We start from the raw sequence: 17,610 nt of genomic DNA, 5'->3' as shown, positions 1-17,610 counted from the left end.
GAGTGAACTCTTATGGCTGAATATAAAGATACATTAAATCTTCCTAATACTTCATTTCCAATGAAAGCTAGCTTGGCAACTCGAGAGCCAGAAGTCTTAGCTGATTGGAAAGCAAAAAAAGTTTATGAAAAAATTCGTAAAGCTCGAGTAGGAAATAAAAAATTCATTTTACATGATGGACCTCCTTATGCGAACGGCCATTTGCATTGCGGACATGCGTTAAATAAAATTCTTAAAGATATTATTGTTAAATCCAAATCATTAAGTGGATATGATGCGCCGTTTGTTCCTGGCTGGGACTGTCATGGGTTACCTATAGAACTCAATGTAGAAAAAAAAATAGGTCGAGTTGGAGATAAAGTATCTGCTCGCGATTTTCGTGCAAAATGCCGTGAATATGCTGCGAGCCAAATTGATATTCAACGTGATGAGTTTCAACGGCTTGGTGTTTTTGGTGATTGGTATAATCCGTATGTTACTATGGATTTTCGTTATGAAGCCAATATAGTCCGTGCTTTAGGTTTGATGATCAAAAATGGTCATTTACAGCAAGGTTTCAAGCCAGTACATTGGTGTATTGACTGCGGTTCGGCGCTGGCTGAAGCAGAGGTTGATTATGATGAGAAGGTTTCGCCATCTATAGATGTTGCTTTTTTTGCCGTAAATTCTGCAGAATTTATTCATTCTTTTCAATTAAAATTAGAAGTTAAACCCGTTATTCTTCCTATTTGGACAACTACTCCTTGGACTTTACCTGCTAATGAAGCAGTGTGTTTGCATCCAGCAATCGATTATTCTTTAGTAGATGGTGGTGAGTCTTATTTGATTCTTGCTACAGATTTAGTTGAATCCGCTATGGCGCGTTATGGCATAAGCCAATACACGATTCTTGGTTCTGCAAAAGGAAGTGTTTTTGAGCATTTAAAACTAAATCATCCACTATACGAGCGTATCGTTCCTGTAGTTTTAGGTGAGCATGTTACTACTGAATCGGGTACTGGAAGTGTACACACTGCGCCTGCTCATGGCCCCGATGATTACTTAGTTGGTAAAGCCTACAATTTACCTTTAGTAAATCCAGTTAAAACAAATGGTTGTTTTGCAGAAGATGTTCCGCTATTTGCTGGACTTCATGTGCTCAAGGCTAATGAGCGTATTTTATCAGCTTTAGCAGAAAAAGGTGTTCTTTTCGCGAAGGAGAGCATTAAACACAGTTATCCTCATTGTTGGCGGCATAAATCTCCGATGATTTTTCTGGCTACACCGCAATGGTTCATTTCTATGGATAAAAGTCAATTAAGACAAAACATTATCAGAGAAATTGACAAGGTCAATTGGGTCCCTGATTGGGGGAAGGCACGCATTTATAATATGGTTGAAAACAGGCCTGATTGGTGTATTTCAAGACAAAGAGCTTGGGGAACTCCTATGCCCTTATTTGTACACCATAAAACACGTGAATTGCATCCTGATACGCTTGAATTGATTGAAAAAGTTGCTTTACTTATTGAAAAATCGGGAATTGATGTTTGGTTTGAGTTGGATGCTAAAGAATTATTGGGCAATGATGCGGAGTTTTACGAAAAGATCACTGATACTATGGATGTATGGTTCGATTCAGGTGTTACTCATTTCTGTGTATTGCAACAAAATATAGATTTGGCTTTTCCTGCAGATATTTATTTTGAAGGTTCTGATCAACATCGCGGTTGGTTTAATTCTTCATTAACTACTTCGGTGGCGATGTATGATGTAGCGCCCTATAAGACTGTATTAACACACGGTTACACTGTAGATGCAGAAGGTAAGAAATTATCGAAATCCAAAGGAAATTATGTAGCGTTAGATCAGCTCGTTAATCAGTATGGGGCCGATATTTTGCGTTTATGGGTAGCATCTACGGATTATCGTCATGAAGTCAGTATTTCAGATGAAATTATAAAGCGTAATGCAGATGCTTATCGACGTATTCGTAATACGGCTCGCTTTTTATTAGCTAATTTATTCGATTTTGATCCTGCTAAAGATTGTGTAGAAGCAAACGATCTTTTGGAGCTCGACAAATGGGCTTTAAGGCGTTGTCAGCTACTTCAAGAGGAAATTATTGAAGCTTATGATAATTATCAATTTCATATTATTTACCAAAAGATTCATAATTTTTGTGCCGTTGACATGGGCAGTTTTTATCTTGATTTGATTAAAGACAGACAATATACCTCGGCAAAACACAGCAGAGCCAGGCGCTCTTGTCAAACAGCTATGTATCATATGATCAGAGCATTTACTCTTTGGTTAGCACCGATATTATCCTTTACTGCTGAAGAAATTGGTCGTTATATACCGGGTTATAAACAAGAATCAATCTTTACTGAGCTTTGGTATGAGGCATGGCCTAAAGTTGATTCAGTAAATATGAAGAATTGGGAAGAGTTGCATTTTATCCGTGATGAAGTAAATAAAGCCCTAGAAGAAACACGACAAAAAGGTGAGATTGGTTCTGCTTTGGCTGCAGAAGTTACTTTATATGCAGACAATACAGCCTTACCTAAATTAACTCGTTTGGGTGAAGAGTTGCGTTTTTTATTAATTACTTCGGAAGCAAAAGTACATCCTATACATTTAGCTCCGGCTGGATTGGCAACTACTGAATATGGCATTTCTATTGCAGTTGCAGCAAGTCAGTATGAAAAATGTGCTCGCTGTTGGCATAGGCGTTCTGATGTAGGCCAAAATGAGCACCATCCCGATTTATGTTTACGCTGTGTAGGAAACATTCAGGGCCAAGAGGAAACGAGGCAATTTATATGAAAAAATGGTATTGGTTTATGCTGAGCTTAGCTGTAATCGTTTGTGATCAGCTAAGCAAATACTTAGTTAGCATATTTTTAACTCCATACCATCCATTGCCTGTTTTCCCAATGTTTAATCTTACTTTGGCTTATAATACCGGCGCTGCTTTTAGTTTTTTAAGTGGCGCAGGAGATTGGCATAGATGGTTTTTTGCAGTCTTTAGTTTTATTGTAAGTATTATTCTTGCTGTTTGGTTGTATAAGGCTGAAAATCAAACCTGTTTACTTTCCGCAGGTATTAGCCTTATTTTAGGGGGCGCTATTGGTAATTTATTTGATAGAGCCCTTCATGGCTATGTGATTGATTTCATCGATCTTTATTATAAGCACCATCATTTTGCTACCTTTAATATAGCAGATAGCGCTATTTGTATTGGTGCCGGACTTTTTGTTTTGGATATGTTAATAAATAAAAAATAATTAGAACTTAGATGTATTCGTAGCAAAAGATATCCCTATCTGTGTAACAAGATAGGGATGGGGCTCACTCTATGAGGATGAGTTTAATTCATAGACATTGCGTGTATCGGTTCTAATATTTGAGCCTGTTCTTCGATACAATCCAATTGTTTTTGACTTGCAGTCTTTAACAGCCTAAATGAAAAACTTCCTGTTTGTATCTTGCTTTTTATTGCCAAAGCCGCGGGTACAATCCCCAAAGTTGCGATTCCCACTATGAGTTTGGCAAAGAAATCTTTCCATCCACGATGCTTTTCCAATACTGGCCTTGCTTCATCAATGGCATTAGTACAGAGCTCGTTAAATATCTTATAGTTTTTTTGTGTCACATATTGAGCCTTAAAGTACTCCATGCTTGCTGTAAATAATCGAGTATGCAGCTGAGAAGCTACTTTGGCTGCTTCGGGTTGATTATTATTCTTAAATGCTGTAGCTTTATTCTTAATCTCATGTAAAAGATTTAAAAACTGAATTTTAGCATCCAAGCTAATTATCAATGAATCAGGCTCAAATTCTTTTTTACGTTTTTCCAAATCATTCATAACCAGAGTAAAACGTAAATCAAATTGCTCTTTGGCACAAGCAGGATATTTTTCGGGAGCTGAGGTGATTTTGTTCACCATAGTCCTGAAAATATCTTGATAATGATAATCAACTTTGCCGATGGTTATGACGGTATCTTGTTCTAGCGCCGCTTCTATGTGAGCACGATCATAAAATAGATGGATAACTGTCCCTTCTAGCATTGCATTAGGACTATTAAGAAATTTCTCACATAAAGAATCCAAAGTTTCATTTTTTACTTCGTTAAACTCAGGATCAAATTCAATTTCCAAAGCTGAACAAAGATGGCTGAAACCGCCCTTGACCTGACTACGCATACTTCGAGAAGTATATCCAGGAACATAAAGTAATTTATCTGATTTATCAGCTTTTTTTATGTTATCAATAGTGGCAACAATATGATCAAATTTGTCAATAAGTGATATTTCATTAGAGCTGTTATCCACAATATTTTCAGTAATACCCGCCGCAATTTTAATATTTTCTACGATTCGAGTAGTATTTTTATCATAATTTGCTTTTTGAGCTTCGTATTGCTCGGGTCCAAATTGTTGTTCATTGTTGGTCATGAATTTAATGACCATTAAACCGTCATTAAGGCCATGAAAAATAGCATCTTTAAGAGCAATCATACCGCTTGAATTACGGAATATTTTACTCTCCTCCGTTGGTTCATTAGTAAATAAATACTCGATAACTTCTGGAGTAAGAAGATTAGCTATCTTTTCATTCAAAAGCATGAGCCGATTTAACGCACTGTTACCATAAAAAGACTGATTATAAAACTCGTGGTCACATATTTCTTTTACTTGAGCAATATTATGGGCTATTTCTGGAGTTAGATTCTTAGGCTCTTTATTATTGAAATGAGATAATAATTCTACTATTGTCATAATTCTACCTTAATGTGTAAATATTAAACATATTATGACAGCATAACATTATGGTGGAATTAGAATGCTATTACTTATTTTTATTAGTTATAACCAATTTATGTATATTTTTTGTGCGGCAATCAAAATTGGCCTAGTATTAATTTAAGCGTATCGTAAAGGATGTTTAAATAAATGAACATTACCGACCTGCAATCCTTTCTAGCAGTTGTAGAACTTCATTCCATCTCGTTAGCAGCTAAAAAGCTACATATTACTCAACCTGCTTTAAGTAAAAGGATTAAAAAACTTGAATCGGAATGGAATACCCAGCTTTTTATTTCTTCTGGATTAAGAACCGAGCTGACGGAGAAGGGAAAGCAATTATTGCCTTATGTCCGCCAAATGATGCACCTTAATACTGAATTGCTTAAAAATACAGGAAAAAATGTAAACCAACCACAAATGTTACTGAACCTTGGTACCACCGCATATGTAGCAAAAACTATTGTTCCTCCTATGATGATTTATATGAGTTCTCTAGGCTTAAATTACTTTATTAACACTAATCTTACAGCTGATAAAGACGTAGTTCATAGTTTAAAGGAAGGGGGCAATGATCTTATTATTTCACCATTTGTGGACAATACCCCTGAAACTAAATCCATTCGATTGTGGAGTGAAAAACTTATATTTGTAGTAGGGCCATCACATCCATTGGCAAAGATTAAAGAAGAATTATCCTTGGCTGAATTGGCAGAATTTGATGCCATACTTATGGAAAAAAACTTTATGATACGTAAAATTATCGATAAAGAAGTCGAAAAACAAAAATTGACCCTGAAAATAAGAGCTGAAGCCAACATTATTTATAATAATATTGCTCTTGTGGAATATGGAATGGGCTGGTGTATTATTTTTGAAAGATTATTGAACCCTAATCTTATTCCATTAAGACTAGCTAATTATACACCCACGATTGATTTCTATTGTCATTTTCTAAAAAAGCGTGCTGACGAACGACTTATCCGTATTTTTGTTGATAATTTAGTAAATTGGGTTAGTACAGCCAGTGGGTTAAGCCTTTTTACCTCTGATAATTAATGAAAATAAGATCTCTAATATCAGCCGTGAACTTCAAACGAAACATCAACAAACAAATGTATCCGTCATTTCCAAGTGTCATTAATAATTGATGCGTACCAATCAATTGGCTATGCGCACCATGTTGAACTCTAGATTTAAATAATACTTTTTATGCTAAAATATTTGTTGTAAGCGCACTTAGTTGTTTGGCATCGGGATTATGAATACTTACTGCCGCTACAGCAGGTAAGTTTAAGAAATGTTCTGCTTCTTCCCATTCAATTTCAGCAGGGAATAATCTTAAGTTGGGAAGGCATTTATTTAAAAGTGTGCAAAAAGTCAGATCGGCAGGAAAAGGGCGAACATGCATATATCCCAGGCTCATCGCCGCCATCGCTTCGGAAATAGTTGCAACTCCAGGTAAATAATTCATTGAATAAACATTTGCTGTTTGTGCTATCGCGGGTAAATAACCAGGGCTGGTCGCAAAGTGTACGCCAGCCTGATAACAGTTTTCCAATTGTTGCGTATCAATAATATTACCAGCACCAATTCTAATCGATGGACAATGTTTGATTGCCTGTTCCAATAGTTTTTGATCTGTAGAGTTAATTTCTACTAAACTGAATCCAGCTTCTCGAATTTGTTCTAACCTTTCAAATAAAAAATTGTCTACATCTAGTGATATGATTACAGATTGATTGCCCAGTAATTTATCTAAGATCATGGTAAATTCCGCCGATAATTATATTTTTAGTAAACAATATTCATATTGGTTAAGACGCAAAACCCAATGTTAGAAGAGTTAGCTTGTAATGGCAAGTATATTGTTATTCTTATTCAAATAAATTAATAATATTTCTTTGTTTTATAAATAATAAGGAAATTTTCTGAGCCATAAATGCGTTGTAGCCTAGACGTTGTTTTTGTATTCTCTAGGCTACATGATTTTTATTGCTTCATAGGAGTGTTGCTCTGCTCTTGTTGGGGGTCTTGTTGTAATTCTAATGGACTCTTTAATGAGGTTACGTCAGGATCATATGGGTTTTGTGAGTTAGTAGCCATATTTTTCAATAGATCTTGCATTGTTGCATCAGGGACAGGCGCTGCGCTTAATGTGTTTTTTAACCATGCTTTAAATTTTTCTGGGTGTTTCAATATATCTGCTAAATTTTCTTTCTGTTTGGTATTTTTAGGATCTTGATCCAGTTCCTGATCTTTCTCTTTTTGATACTGATCGACTAAAACTTTATTTGCATCATTTCTCGCTTTGGGATTAGGAATTTCTTCTACAAATTTAAATAACATACCCCAGGTCATAGGTTTTGGAGCGTTCTTTACAAAATCACCAAACACTTCTTGCATAGGTCGTGCTGGTTTTGGTGAGGGCTTAGATACCGCAGTAGGATGATTAATTGATGCTACTTTTTGTGGGGTCATGGTTGATTGAGGAACATTTAAATGAGTGTTTGGGGTTAATGCCTGTTGTATTAACTTTGCCCTAGCTGCGTGCATCAAATTAATTTGATTTTGGAGCATTCTGTGTTCTGCTTTATCTCTTGCGAGTTGCAATGCATTTAATTGTAATTCCTCCTTTTTGGCATCATGTAGGCCATGCCTAACAATTTGGAGATCTTTTTTTGCATGGGTATACATTTGGTGAGATTTAGTTTTTTCCTCTTCATTCATCGCACTTAATGTTTGTCCTTCTTCCAGGAGATAACATTTATCGTGTTCTTTTTCTATCTTTTGATTTTTAGAAAGAACAAAAGCTGCGTTTTTGAAGGTAATTGGGTTACCATTTTCATCCTCAAAACGTCCATTCGCATCAGCAAATCGTTTTTCACCTTTTAGAACAGATCGTATATCTTCCAGGTTTCTTATTTTGTGGTCGCATTTTTTTAACTTATGTTCTAATTGGTGTTTTTCCTGCGGGTCATCTGTAACATTAATTGTTTCATTAATCTCATCTTTTTCTTTAGTAAGTTTAGCGACATCTTCATTGATTTGTTCTTCATTGGTATATAAATGAGAGGACTCATAAAAATCATCAAGACTTTTTTCATAATCATCATATTTTTCGACAAGTAATTGTTGTTCCTTTTCTAACTTTTCTATACGTTCACTAAGCGCGCGTTGTTCTTTTGAAAGTTTGTCTATAGAACTATCATAACCTCTTAATGTAGTATTAAAATCCGATTTAGGTTTAGAAGGCTGGGTTGAGGGGGTATGTTCGTTTTTATTAAGAACCTTTTCCTGTTGCTCCATGATTATTTCGTCTTGGATTTTTTGGGCTTCAGCTTCTTCTTCTAATAGCCAATGAAATAAAAAAGCTCTTATCCGCTCCTGCTCTAAAATTTGCTGCTGGATTTCAAATTGCAGTTCTTCTTCGCGGGCCCGGTCAAGAGATATTTCGGTACCAATTTCATGAATTACTGTTTCGCCTGCGGGCGTTAATAAAAAAATCTTTATATCCTCAGGATTTTTTAAGCCATATTTACTAAGATCGATACTTGAAGGATTAGGATCCATATCACTTTCTGAGGAAGACAATCGAAGTTCACTAGTATCTTGCTTTAATTGAAGCTCACCAGAGTCTTGTTTTAATTGTATCGCGTTATCCAATTTTTGATTGATGGTTTCTAGTTCCAATGGTGTAAGCTGAGGAGCTTCAGAAGCGATTTCTAAAAGTTCGGTTGTCATAAGTTTTATATCCTATTCACATCATCTTGATCTAATTATACACAATATTGCTCGATAAAACATGAGCCCTCTGCGGTGTTTCCTGAGAATAACACCCTAAGTACAACTGTTAACTGATTGATTTTGAGAGTTAGTGATTTGTTCCCTACTCGATTTTTTTATTGCGAATAATCTTTGATAATGAGAGGGAGTATGATGGCATTCATCTTTAAACGAGGCCTCATTATGGGTATTTAATAATGCATTTAATAAGCAATGACTGTTTGAATGAGGAATTAGTTCGTAGCGTCTAGGATCGCTGGAATAATATTTTGCATCATCCAAGGTAGTGTGTAATTTAAGATCTTCTTGCGCAAAAGCCCAGTGATATAATTGACCCCTTTGATTTTCAATGAATGATAATGCAGTTTGTTTTACTGAGCCTGCCTTATTGTCTATCCAATTACATGCAGAGACCATTCCTTTTGAACTTGCTGTAAATAATATACCAAACGAATTATCCCAAGCTTCACCTATTGTAATTAATACGCTGCCTAAAGCATAGGTAATTATTCGAGTTATGGGGTCTAGAACAGTAAGAAATAATCGAGTGGAGAAAGAAATAACATCAAGAATAGGTAACACAATTAAGTTTTTAATTAATTGTAACGGTGGTAAATAGAGCGCACGAATAATATTGATACTAATATTGACCAATGGATTATCTGAAAAATGTCCAAAAGGCGAGGTAAAACCGTAAAGTGGTGAAAATCTGAAATTAGCAATTAAGTTTTCTGAGGGCTCTCTTGCAGAAAAAGAGATTAATAATTCACCAGATGCACTAACATTGCCAAGAATAGCAAGAATTTTTGTACATAAATTAGTAATACCCCGAAATGGCACGTGAATCAAAAGAGCACTTAACTCGAGTAGTGGAATAGTCAATAAGGCTAAGACAAAATCAATACTGGCTGCTAATATTTGTTTACTTAAGCTCTTAAGAAGAACTCCGCTTTTTCTCCATCCATTAAGAAAACCATTATCCAAACCATAATAATAGCCTTCAAAAAAAGGAGCAATGCATAATTTACCTAAAGTAACAAAGCCTTTGCATAACCATTTACAGGTACCAAGAAACCAATCATTTCCTGGATGCATAATTGTATCATATAGAGCAGCACCTCCTTTTCCACCTAAAGCTGCATAGTTGGTATAGGGAAAATCGCCCATTTCTTCTCCTAAGGAGGGTATAAGTTTGGTCAAACTATATCCTAAGCCAAGAGCTAAGGATGCAATAATCGCAACCTCTCCAGGATCTTCTTTGAGTATACTGATTGCTTCAACAAAAAATTTATCGAGATTACCTCCTGCTACCGTAGTTTGCCAGTAGATTGCTGATGCCGAAATGGCTTCGGAAATGGTTCCATGACTCATCCAACGGGCTAACTTTTGGGTGGGTTCAATACCTGCAATTAAACCGTGTAAATGGAGTTTGGTTAAAATTGATTTGAGTAATTCAGGAGCAAGTACCGCGCCGCCGCCATAGGCATAGGCTGCCATTGCTAAAGTACCGATTAAAGGATTTTGTTCGCTGATATCTATAAAAAAACCTGCAGCATGGCGTATTACTCCTAAAACCCGATGTACAGGATTATCATAGGGATGAGGGCTGGGGGGATGATTGGGGCGGGCAATTATATAGGGACTTTTGCTAATTTGCTCCTTAATAAACTCTTCCAAAGTTTGGCCAGTGGTTAAAAATCCTTTATTTTCAAGGGCCAAAATGAGAGAGTTTCGTATGTTAACCCTTTGCTTCTTGAGTTCGTCTGAATTGTGTTTCATCGGTTTTTGGGTATGTGTTTCATGAATATGATTGAAAAAATCATCCTGTAAATCATGAACAATAAATCGGTGCATACTTTTGTAAAATTTATTGAAAAATCCTGGGATACGTGAAATAAATGCCTTGAGCTTTAGACTTGCCCGCTCAGGTAAATAGAGATGGCGTTTACTAATTTGTCCCAGAGTATATAGATCTTGTCCCTCGGGTAATGGGTAGAAAAGGTTATCGTGAACAAAATAGCGCAATTCCACCACTTTGTTTTCTAGTCTTATCAGAATAAGTTCTTTGTTTGGAATAATTGCCCAGCTGCCATGAGGATGTTGACTGATTATTTTTTTTGCATGTTTGCTGTTTTTTGCAAGAATTGGTGCGCTGGAAATGCTGGTGAGTTTGTAAATTAGGCTTTTTAAATCAGGATAACCTTGTTGTGGAAATCCTTGTAATCGATAGTAGGGGCTTATCTGCGTTATAGTAACCCCATCTAGGCGTTGTTGTACTTCTGTTTTATGCTCAGGTTTAGCATCCATAGCCAAGTAATTGATCCAATCATGACCATCATCCCATAATTTACTGAAAAATGTTGTAAGTTGTGCAAATCTGTTTGCTGGAACATTACTTAAATTGGTTGCAGGAGGTAATTTATAGTAATCACAAATGACTCTTAGAGCATCATCCAAGTCTTTGTTATTATGACCTATGTGGAGTTCACTATCCCAAACAAGGCAGGGTAATTCTTGTTGTATCGCGGAATTTTTTATTATTTTACTAAAATCCATTTGATCTTGCCGTGACACTGAATAGACACGATTGAAGGAATAATGTTGTGCTGTTTTATGAGCCTCATAAAGAAGGTTGCCTAGAAATCCTTCTGATATCAAGGGCGAGGTCGCCAACAAGCGATTTTGATCGGAGCAATGCCCTACAATTTCAATTACTTTTCTTCTTAATGCTTCGTGGCCTTCGTGATCCTGGTTGTGCAATCGCCGTTCTTTTTTTAACAATTTTTTTAAGGAAGCAATGCATTCGTTAGCCAGTTGTAATTTTTGTTCTTGTAGCTGCGTCAGGGGTTGGTTGTAACTTGTAGATCGTATCCGGTAGCGATGAATTTTACTTATTACATTTGCTACTAACGAAGAAGGGCGATCACCCGGAAGAAGTTGAATTAAGTCCGGTTGATGGGTGAATAACATAAGCTGTACAGTTTTTTGATTATGGTTGGCAATTAAACGAAGTATGTCACCTCCAGGGAGAAGATATTCCATATTATAATGGCCGTATAACACTGTTCCTGCTTCATAGCTAAAAGGACTGCCTGTTAAAGTAGGCAATGCCTGATGGCGATGGGGCATAATGGTTAAGGGAACGATAATTTGGGTGTGGCCATTTGTTGTTACAAAATCAGGCATTAGAACTTTCCGTTGTTCACATAGTGCACAGGATACTTGGTTTTTTAGTGAAATATCAAGTGGCTCAAACCGTATAACTAGAAATTTTATAGGGGCACTGATACAATGTTTTAAAAATAAACAGAATAGCTATTCTCTTTATGATTGACACTTTGCAGACAAGCCCTGAGAGAGAAAAGGATTGCTTAGAGCGAGTCGTAGGATGTAGATTTAAAAGAGCGCGCCTCTTTACTAAATAGTTGGGGTAGGGCAACCAGAGTAGTTATACGAGTAGGGATCTAATTAATGACAAGTTATTGTGGCTATATCGCCTTAGTTGGTAGGCCTAACGTGGGCAAATCAACCTTATTGAATTGTATTTTGCAGCAAAAGGTAAGTATTACCTCAAAAAAGCCTCAAACCACGCGGCACAGTATTTTAGGTATATGTACTGAAGGAGACTATCAATTTGTTTACGTGGATACACCTGGTATTCATCAAGGAAACAAAAAAGCAATGAATCGTATGATGAATAAAACAGCGATTAGTGTATTACGTGATGTAGATGTAATCGCTTTTTTAGTCGATGGCACCCATTGGAAGGAAGAAGACGAATATGTTCTAAGTTTGGTGAAACAAGCTAAAGTACCCAGTCTCTTGGTTGTGAATAAAGTGGATAAAATTGATGATAAAGATCAATTGTTACCATGGATGGAGGAAATGAATGCAAAACACGAGTTTGCAGCAATTATTCCTATATCGGCAAAAACAGGGATGCAGGTTGATCAATTACAAGCAAAATTACAGGCTTATTTACCTGAGGGACCGCATTTGTTTCCAGATGATCAATTAACCGATCGACCCACAAAATTTTTATGTGCAGAACTTATACGTGAAAAAATATTCCGCTTCTGTGGGCAAGAATTGCCTTATTCTGTTACTGTAGATATTGAAGCGTTTAAGGACGAGGGTACTCTTGTACGCATTCATGCATTAATATTAGTTGATAAAGATAATCATAAGCGCATGATTATTGGTGATAAAGGACAAAAGTTAAAAGAAATAGCAACAACTGCCAGGATGGATATGGAAAAGTTATTAGGCAAAAAGGTTTTTCTCCAATGCTGGTGTAAGGTGAAATCAGGCTGGTCAGATGACGAGCGTATTCTAAAACAACTCGGTTATGACCATTAGGGCTGTAGAGGCATGGGTGTTACACAAACAATGGTCTGGAGACACCAGTGCCCGAGTCAGTTTTTTGACGCGAGAGTTTGGGGTAGTTCAATGTCTTTATAAAGGAGGTCGTACTCCTAAAAAACAGGCGCTTTTACAAGCTTTTACTCCTTTATGGATAAATATTACTGAGCGTTATGAGCGATATTACATACAATCTATTGAAAGCATTTCACCAACATTGCCCCTTATAGGTAATGCCCTTGTTGCCGGTTTATATATCAATGAAGTTCTCTATTATGCTCTAAGTCCTAATTATTCTGACTCGATGTTGTTTGATGCTTATTTATTTACTTTAAATAACCTAGTCTCAGCAAAAGATAGATTAGTATTAGAGGCGTTACTAAGACGCTTTGAATGGACTTTGCTGCGCACTTGTGGCTATTCTTTTTCATTAACGCAGGAAGCGAGAACCGAAAATGTAATTGTTGCTGATTTATATTATCAATTTGTTGCAGGCGAAGGATTTGTGATCGATAGTGGAGGCATCCCTGGTGAGCATATTCTTGCATTGGCACAAGATGATTTAGGTGAAGCAGCTTATCTTAAATCAGCAAAAATAATTATGCGTCAGGCCATAGATCATCTTATAGGAGGGCGTGAGATTAAATCACGAGCTTTGTATTTTGTTGAAGCTAAATAAGTTACCGCGTTAAGAGGCGTGCAGCTTATATTGAATCAACTTGTTTTTAACTCCAGATGGGCCGTATACTCTTAATTTTGATATGTAAGGTGTAGAATGAACAAGCCGATATTATTGGGTGTTAATATTGATCATATAGCTACTGTACGTCAAGCACGGGGTACTCGTTATCCAGATCCTGTTCAAGCTGCGATTGATGCAGAAGAAGCGGGTGCAGATGGGATTACCTTGCATATGAGAGAGGATTTACGGCATATACAAGCTCGTGATGTTCGGTTAATTAGACAAGTGCTACAAACACGGATGAATCTTGAATTAGCAGTTACTGAGGCGATGCTTCATTTTGCTGAAGAGATTTCTCCCGAACACACGTGTTTAGTTCCTGAAAAGCGAGAAGAGTTAACCACAGAAGGTGGCTTAGATATTATTACTCACCAGAAAATCGTAGAACAAGCAGTAAAACGTTTGCAAGTGATGGGTAGTGAGGTATCTTTATTTATTGATCCTGATTTGGAACAGATTAAGGCTGCTGCAGAAATAGGTGCTCCTGTAATTGAATTACATACAGGATGTTATGCAGACGCAACAGGAGTTGAGCAGCAGCAGTATGAATTAGAGCGAATGAAGCGCGCCGCAGAATATGCAGCAAGCTTAAATCTCATTGTCAATGCGGGTCATGGACTCAACTATCATAATGTGCAGCCTATTGCAGCTATAAAAGAGTTACATGAACTTAACATAGGCCATGCTATTATTGCTCGGGCTTTATTTTGTGGTATGAAAGAAGCAGTAAGACACATGCGCCAATTAATGCAAGAAGCGAGACTTTATGTCACTAACTGACGTGATTGTAATTCGGATTGCTGGGGATTCTGGCGATGGAGTGCAATTGGTTGGTGAGCAATTGACTCTTAGTGCCGCACTTACTGGACGTGATGTACGAACTTTACCCGATTTTCCTGCAGAAATCAGGGCACCGGCAGGGACAGTAGCTGGGGTATCTGGTTTTCAATTAGCAATGGCGGAACATGCTATTTTTACTGCGGGTGAATCTCTTGATGTGCTTGTTGCTTTAAATCCTGCAGCTTTGAAAAACTCTTTACAACATTTAAATCAGGGCGGTTTACTGATTATTAATGAGGACAGTTATCAGGAAAAAGATTGGCAAAAAGCAGGTATCGATAAAAGCTTTCTTGATAATTGCTCTGAACACTACCAGATTATTTCATTTCCTTTAATTACTCAAACATTACAGGCTGTTTCTGCTCTTGAATTAACAAAACCTCAAGCCATAAAAGCTAAAAATTTTTATGTTTTAGGATTGGTATTGTGGTTATTTGATTTACCTACAGCAGCTTGTGAAGCATTTATTGCTAAAAAATTCAAAACCAATCCCGTAATTGCTCAAGCCAATCAGTTGGCTTTATTGGCTGGGTATAATTATGCTATGACTTTGGAATTAAGTCGGCGTGATTATATGTTAGGTGAAGCACGTCGAGAGGCAGGAGAGTATCGGCAAATCACTGGGGTTGAGGCGGTAGGATTAGCTCTCGCAACACTTGCTACTTCGACACAAGTACCCATGCTGGTTTCTGGATATCCAATTACACCTTCTTCAGCGATCCTGCATGAATGTGCACGATTAACTGATTTTGGAGTGCAGTTGTTACAAGCAGAGGACGAAATTGCAGCGATTTGTGCGTGTATTGGAGCTGCCTATGGGGGTAGATTGGCTTTGACTACAACTTCAGGACCTGGACTGGATTTAAAAAGTGAAAGTCTTGGATTGGCGGTAGCAGCTGAATTACCTATCGTTGTACTTGATGTACAACGCGCAGGTGTTTCCACTGGATTACCAACAAAAACAAGTCAAAGTGATTTACGACAAGCTCTATATGGGCGTCATGGAGAGGCACCATTGCCTGTTTTAGCAGCTCAATCTGCTGCTGATTGTTTTTATACTGTTTTGGACGCATTTTATTTAGCGATTAAATATATGACTCCAGTGATTGTTTTACTTGATGCTTATTTAGCAAATGCTGCTGAACCTTGGAAAATACCCGAGATAGGATCATTAAAACTCCCTAAAATCGAATTTAATCGTTTTCCAAAACCATTTATTCGCGACGAGTTTTTAAGTCGTAGCTGGAATAAACCAGGTACACCTGGTTATATTCATCAATTAGGTGGATTAGAAAAGCAAGGAGATGATGGACGGGTAAGCTATGATGCAGAGAATCATCAAAAAATGGTTCATTTACGTCAGCAAAAAATTAATGGAATGGCCCGTGAATATAACCCTTTGATCATTGAAGGAGAGGTTAACGCTTCAATCTTATTAATTGGTTGGGGTAGTACTTATGGTAGCTTAAAATCTACGGTTTTACAGTGTTCAGAACAAGGATTAGCCATTGCGTTTATTCATTTACGCTATCTAAATCCTTTGCCTAATGATTTAGGTGAATTATTAAAAAATTACAGTAAGGTATTTGTTGCAGAATTAAATTCAGGCCATTTATGCCAAATTCTTCGTGCGACTTATTTGGTGAATGTGCAAGTGATTAGCCAAGTGAATGGTCAGCCGTTTACTGTTAGTCATTTAGTGAATACTCTAAAAGCGGAAGCACATTATGAATAAGAATTTAAAACGTGACGATTTTACTAATACAACTGAGGTGCGCTGGTGTCCTGGTTGTGGCGATTATGCCATTTTGATGGCATTACAAAAAATGTTTCCTGAATTGGGTTTGTCTCCAGAACAGCACGTTTTTATTTCCGGAATAGGTTGTGCAGCCAGATTGCCTTATTACATGAATACCTATGGCTTTCATACTATTCATGGTCGAGCTACTGCAGTAGCAACTGGTTTAAAAACGATGCGTGATGATTTAAGTGTTTGGGTAATTACTGGTGATGGTGATGCCTTAAGTATTGGGGGCAATCACTTAATTCACATTTTGCGCCGTAACGTGAACGTAAATATACTGTTATTTAATAATCAAGTATATGGTTTAACTAAAGGTCAATTTTCACCCACGTCACAAAAAGGACAAGTCACTAAAACTTCGCCTAAAGGTGTGACAAATGAGCCTGTGAATCCACTTGCTTTAGCTTTAGCTGCCGGTGCAAGTTTTGTTGCTCGTGCAGTAGATAAAGATCCGCAACATCTAGGTTCTATATTAAAGAAGGCACATGAACATCAAGGGTGTTCTTTTGTAGAAATTTATCAGGATTGTAATATATTTAATCATGGTGCGTTTGATGAGTTTGCAGTAAAAAATAATCGGGCTGAAAATACAGTAGTATTAGAAGAGGGACAACCTTTGTTATACGGCTTAGAAAAAGAGAAAGTACTTCATAGACACGGCGATGAGTTTGTCTGTGTTTCAACCGCTGATGAGAAGCTTTATCAGCACGATCCAAGTAATTTTGTTGCTGCTATGCAATTGGCTTCTTTATCTTTCCCGAACTATCCTGTTCCATTGGGTGTTTATTACCGAAAAATAAGGGATCTATTTATTTTAGAGCAAACAGTAAAGAAAACAGTTGCTGAGCTACCAAATCTATTCAAGACTAAAACCACTTGGAAACAAAATTAATCTCCTCATGAGCAAGATGGTGGAACAACATAATAATCCACCTCTTTTCACCAATCACTCATTTACTGTTGGGCAGGTTTGAGCATAGACTAGCATTGTCATACTCTATAAAAAACAAAACGTGATTACTTTTTTCATATAGTGTCCTATTAAATAGATTAGATGTTAAGACTATAAAAAAATCACCATCTAATTTCATCGTATTAAAAGATCATCAACTAATCACTACTGAGATTTCGCCTCGGCAAGCCATGCGTATATTTTCCACTAACTTATAGCATAAGGATTAGTATACGATAAGTTTTTCTAAACGATTTAATTTGATCGATATATATTAATATAAGTTCAATTTGATAATTTTATTAAAAATATCGTGAGCACTAGGGTATTTAAAA

Annotated in this window: 12 protein-coding genes; 8 read left to right on the top strand and 4 right to left on the bottom strand. The window is 36.8% G+C overall.

Annotated elements, in window-relative coordinates:
- Nucleotides 1-12: 12 nt before the first annotated feature.
- Nucleotides 13-2,808 carry an isoleucine--tRNA ligase gene (gene ileS, locus DYH34_RS10440; protein ID WP_058464469.1) on the top strand — a complete coding sequence of 932 codons (2,796 nt, stop codon included), beginning with the start codon at nucleotides 13-15 and terminating at the stop codon, nucleotides 2,806-2,808.
- Nucleotides 2,805-3,269 carry a signal peptidase II gene (gene lspA, locus DYH34_RS10435; RefSeq protein WP_058464470.1) on the top strand — a complete coding sequence of 155 codons (465 nt, stop codon included), beginning with the start codon at nucleotides 2,805-2,807 and terminating at the stop codon, nucleotides 3,267-3,269. The genes ileS and lspA overlap by 4 nt, the downstream gene beginning before the upstream one ends.
- Nucleotides 3,270-3,352: 83 nt before the next feature.
- Here the strand turns inward: lspA and DYH34_RS10430 are convergent, their stop codons facing one another.
- Nucleotides 3,353-4,765: a hypothetical protein gene (locus DYH34_RS10430; RefSeq protein WP_058464471.1), complete on the bottom strand. Its 1,413-nt coding sequence runs from the start codon at nucleotides 4,763-4,765 to the stop codon at nucleotides 3,353-3,355.
- A 174-nt stretch (nucleotides 4,766-4,939) separates the two neighbouring features.
- Here DYH34_RS10430 and DYH34_RS10425 point away from each other — a divergent pair, with 174 nt between their 5' ends.
- Nucleotides 4,940-5,848, top strand: coding sequence for a LysR family transcriptional regulator (locus DYH34_RS10425; protein WP_058464472.1), 909 nt, complete (start codon nucleotides 4,940-4,942; stop codon nucleotides 5,846-5,848).
- 151 nt (nucleotides 5,849-5,999) lie between these two features.
- Here DYH34_RS10425 and DYH34_RS10420 read toward each other — a convergent pair whose 3' ends face one another.
- The 3 genes from DYH34_RS10420 to DYH34_RS10410 all read right to left on the bottom strand — a co-directional run bounded on the left by DYH34_RS10420 (nucleotide 6,000) and on the right by DYH34_RS10410 (nucleotide 11,761).
- A complete protein-coding gene (locus DYH34_RS10420) occupies nucleotides 6,000-6,557 on the bottom strand; it encodes a bifunctional 4-hydroxy-2-oxoglutarate aldolase/2-dehydro-3-deoxy-phosphogluconate aldolase (protein ID WP_058464473.1) in 558 nt (185 codons plus the stop codon).
- 224 nt (nucleotides 6,558-6,781) lie between these two features.
- Nucleotides 6,782-8,533, bottom strand: a complete 1,752-nt coding sequence (locus tag DYH34_RS10415) for a hypothetical protein (protein WP_058464474.1) — start codon at nucleotides 8,531-8,533, stop codon at nucleotides 6,782-6,784.
- Nucleotides 8,534-8,629: 96 nt separating this feature from the next.
- The gene (locus DYH34_RS10410) at nucleotides 8,630-11,761 is read right to left on the bottom strand and encodes a hypothetical protein (RefSeq protein ID WP_058464475.1); all 3,132 of its coding nucleotides are present in this window, start codon (nucleotides 11,759-11,761) and stop codon (nucleotides 8,630-8,632) included.
- A 285-nt stretch (nucleotides 11,762-12,046) separates the two neighbouring features.
- On the opposite strand from DYH34_RS10410, the gene era reads away from it, so the two are divergent.
- The 5 genes from era to DYH34_RS10385 all read left to right on the top strand — a co-directional run bounded on the left by era (nucleotide 12,047) and on the right by DYH34_RS10385 (nucleotide 17,215).
- Nucleotides 12,047-12,934, top strand: coding sequence for a GTPase Era (gene era, locus DYH34_RS10405; protein ID WP_058464476.1), 888 nt, complete (start codon nucleotides 12,047-12,049; stop codon nucleotides 12,932-12,934).
- Nucleotides 12,924-13,616 (top strand): DNA repair protein RecO, encoded by a 693-nt coding sequence (gene recO, locus DYH34_RS10400; protein WP_058464477.1) that lies wholly within the window; start codon nucleotides 12,924-12,926, stop codon nucleotides 13,614-13,616. The genes era and recO overlap by 11 nt, the downstream gene beginning before the upstream one ends.
- 96 nt (nucleotides 13,617-13,712) lie before the next feature.
- Nucleotides 13,713-14,459 (top strand): pyridoxine 5'-phosphate synthase, encoded by a 747-nt coding sequence (gene pdxJ / locus DYH34_RS10395; RefSeq protein ID WP_058464478.1) that lies wholly within the window; start codon nucleotides 13,713-13,715, stop codon nucleotides 14,457-14,459.
- The gene (locus tag DYH34_RS10390; protein ID WP_058464479.1) at nucleotides 14,446-16,254 is read left to right on the top strand and encodes a 2-oxoacid:acceptor oxidoreductase subunit alpha; all 1,809 of its coding nucleotides are present in this window, start codon (nucleotides 14,446-14,448) and stop codon (nucleotides 16,252-16,254) included. Before pdxJ ends, DYH34_RS10390 begins: the two co-directional genes overlap by 14 nt.
- Nucleotides 16,247-17,215 carry a 2-oxoacid:ferredoxin oxidoreductase subunit beta gene (locus DYH34_RS10385; protein ID WP_058464480.1) on the top strand — a complete coding sequence of 323 codons (969 nt, stop codon included), beginning with the start codon at nucleotides 16,247-16,249 and terminating at the stop codon, nucleotides 17,213-17,215. Before DYH34_RS10390 ends, DYH34_RS10385 begins: the two co-directional genes overlap by 8 nt.
- Nucleotides 17,216-17,610: the final 395 nt, after the last annotated feature.

Source organism: Legionella cincinnatiensis, assembly GCF_900452415.1.
Classification (GTDB): domain Bacteria; phylum Pseudomonadota; class Gammaproteobacteria; order Legionellales; family Legionellaceae; genus Legionella; species Legionella cincinnatiensis.
The sequence above is the reverse complement of the archived record's forward strand: the minus strand, read 5'-3'. Positions and strand labels throughout refer to the sequence as shown.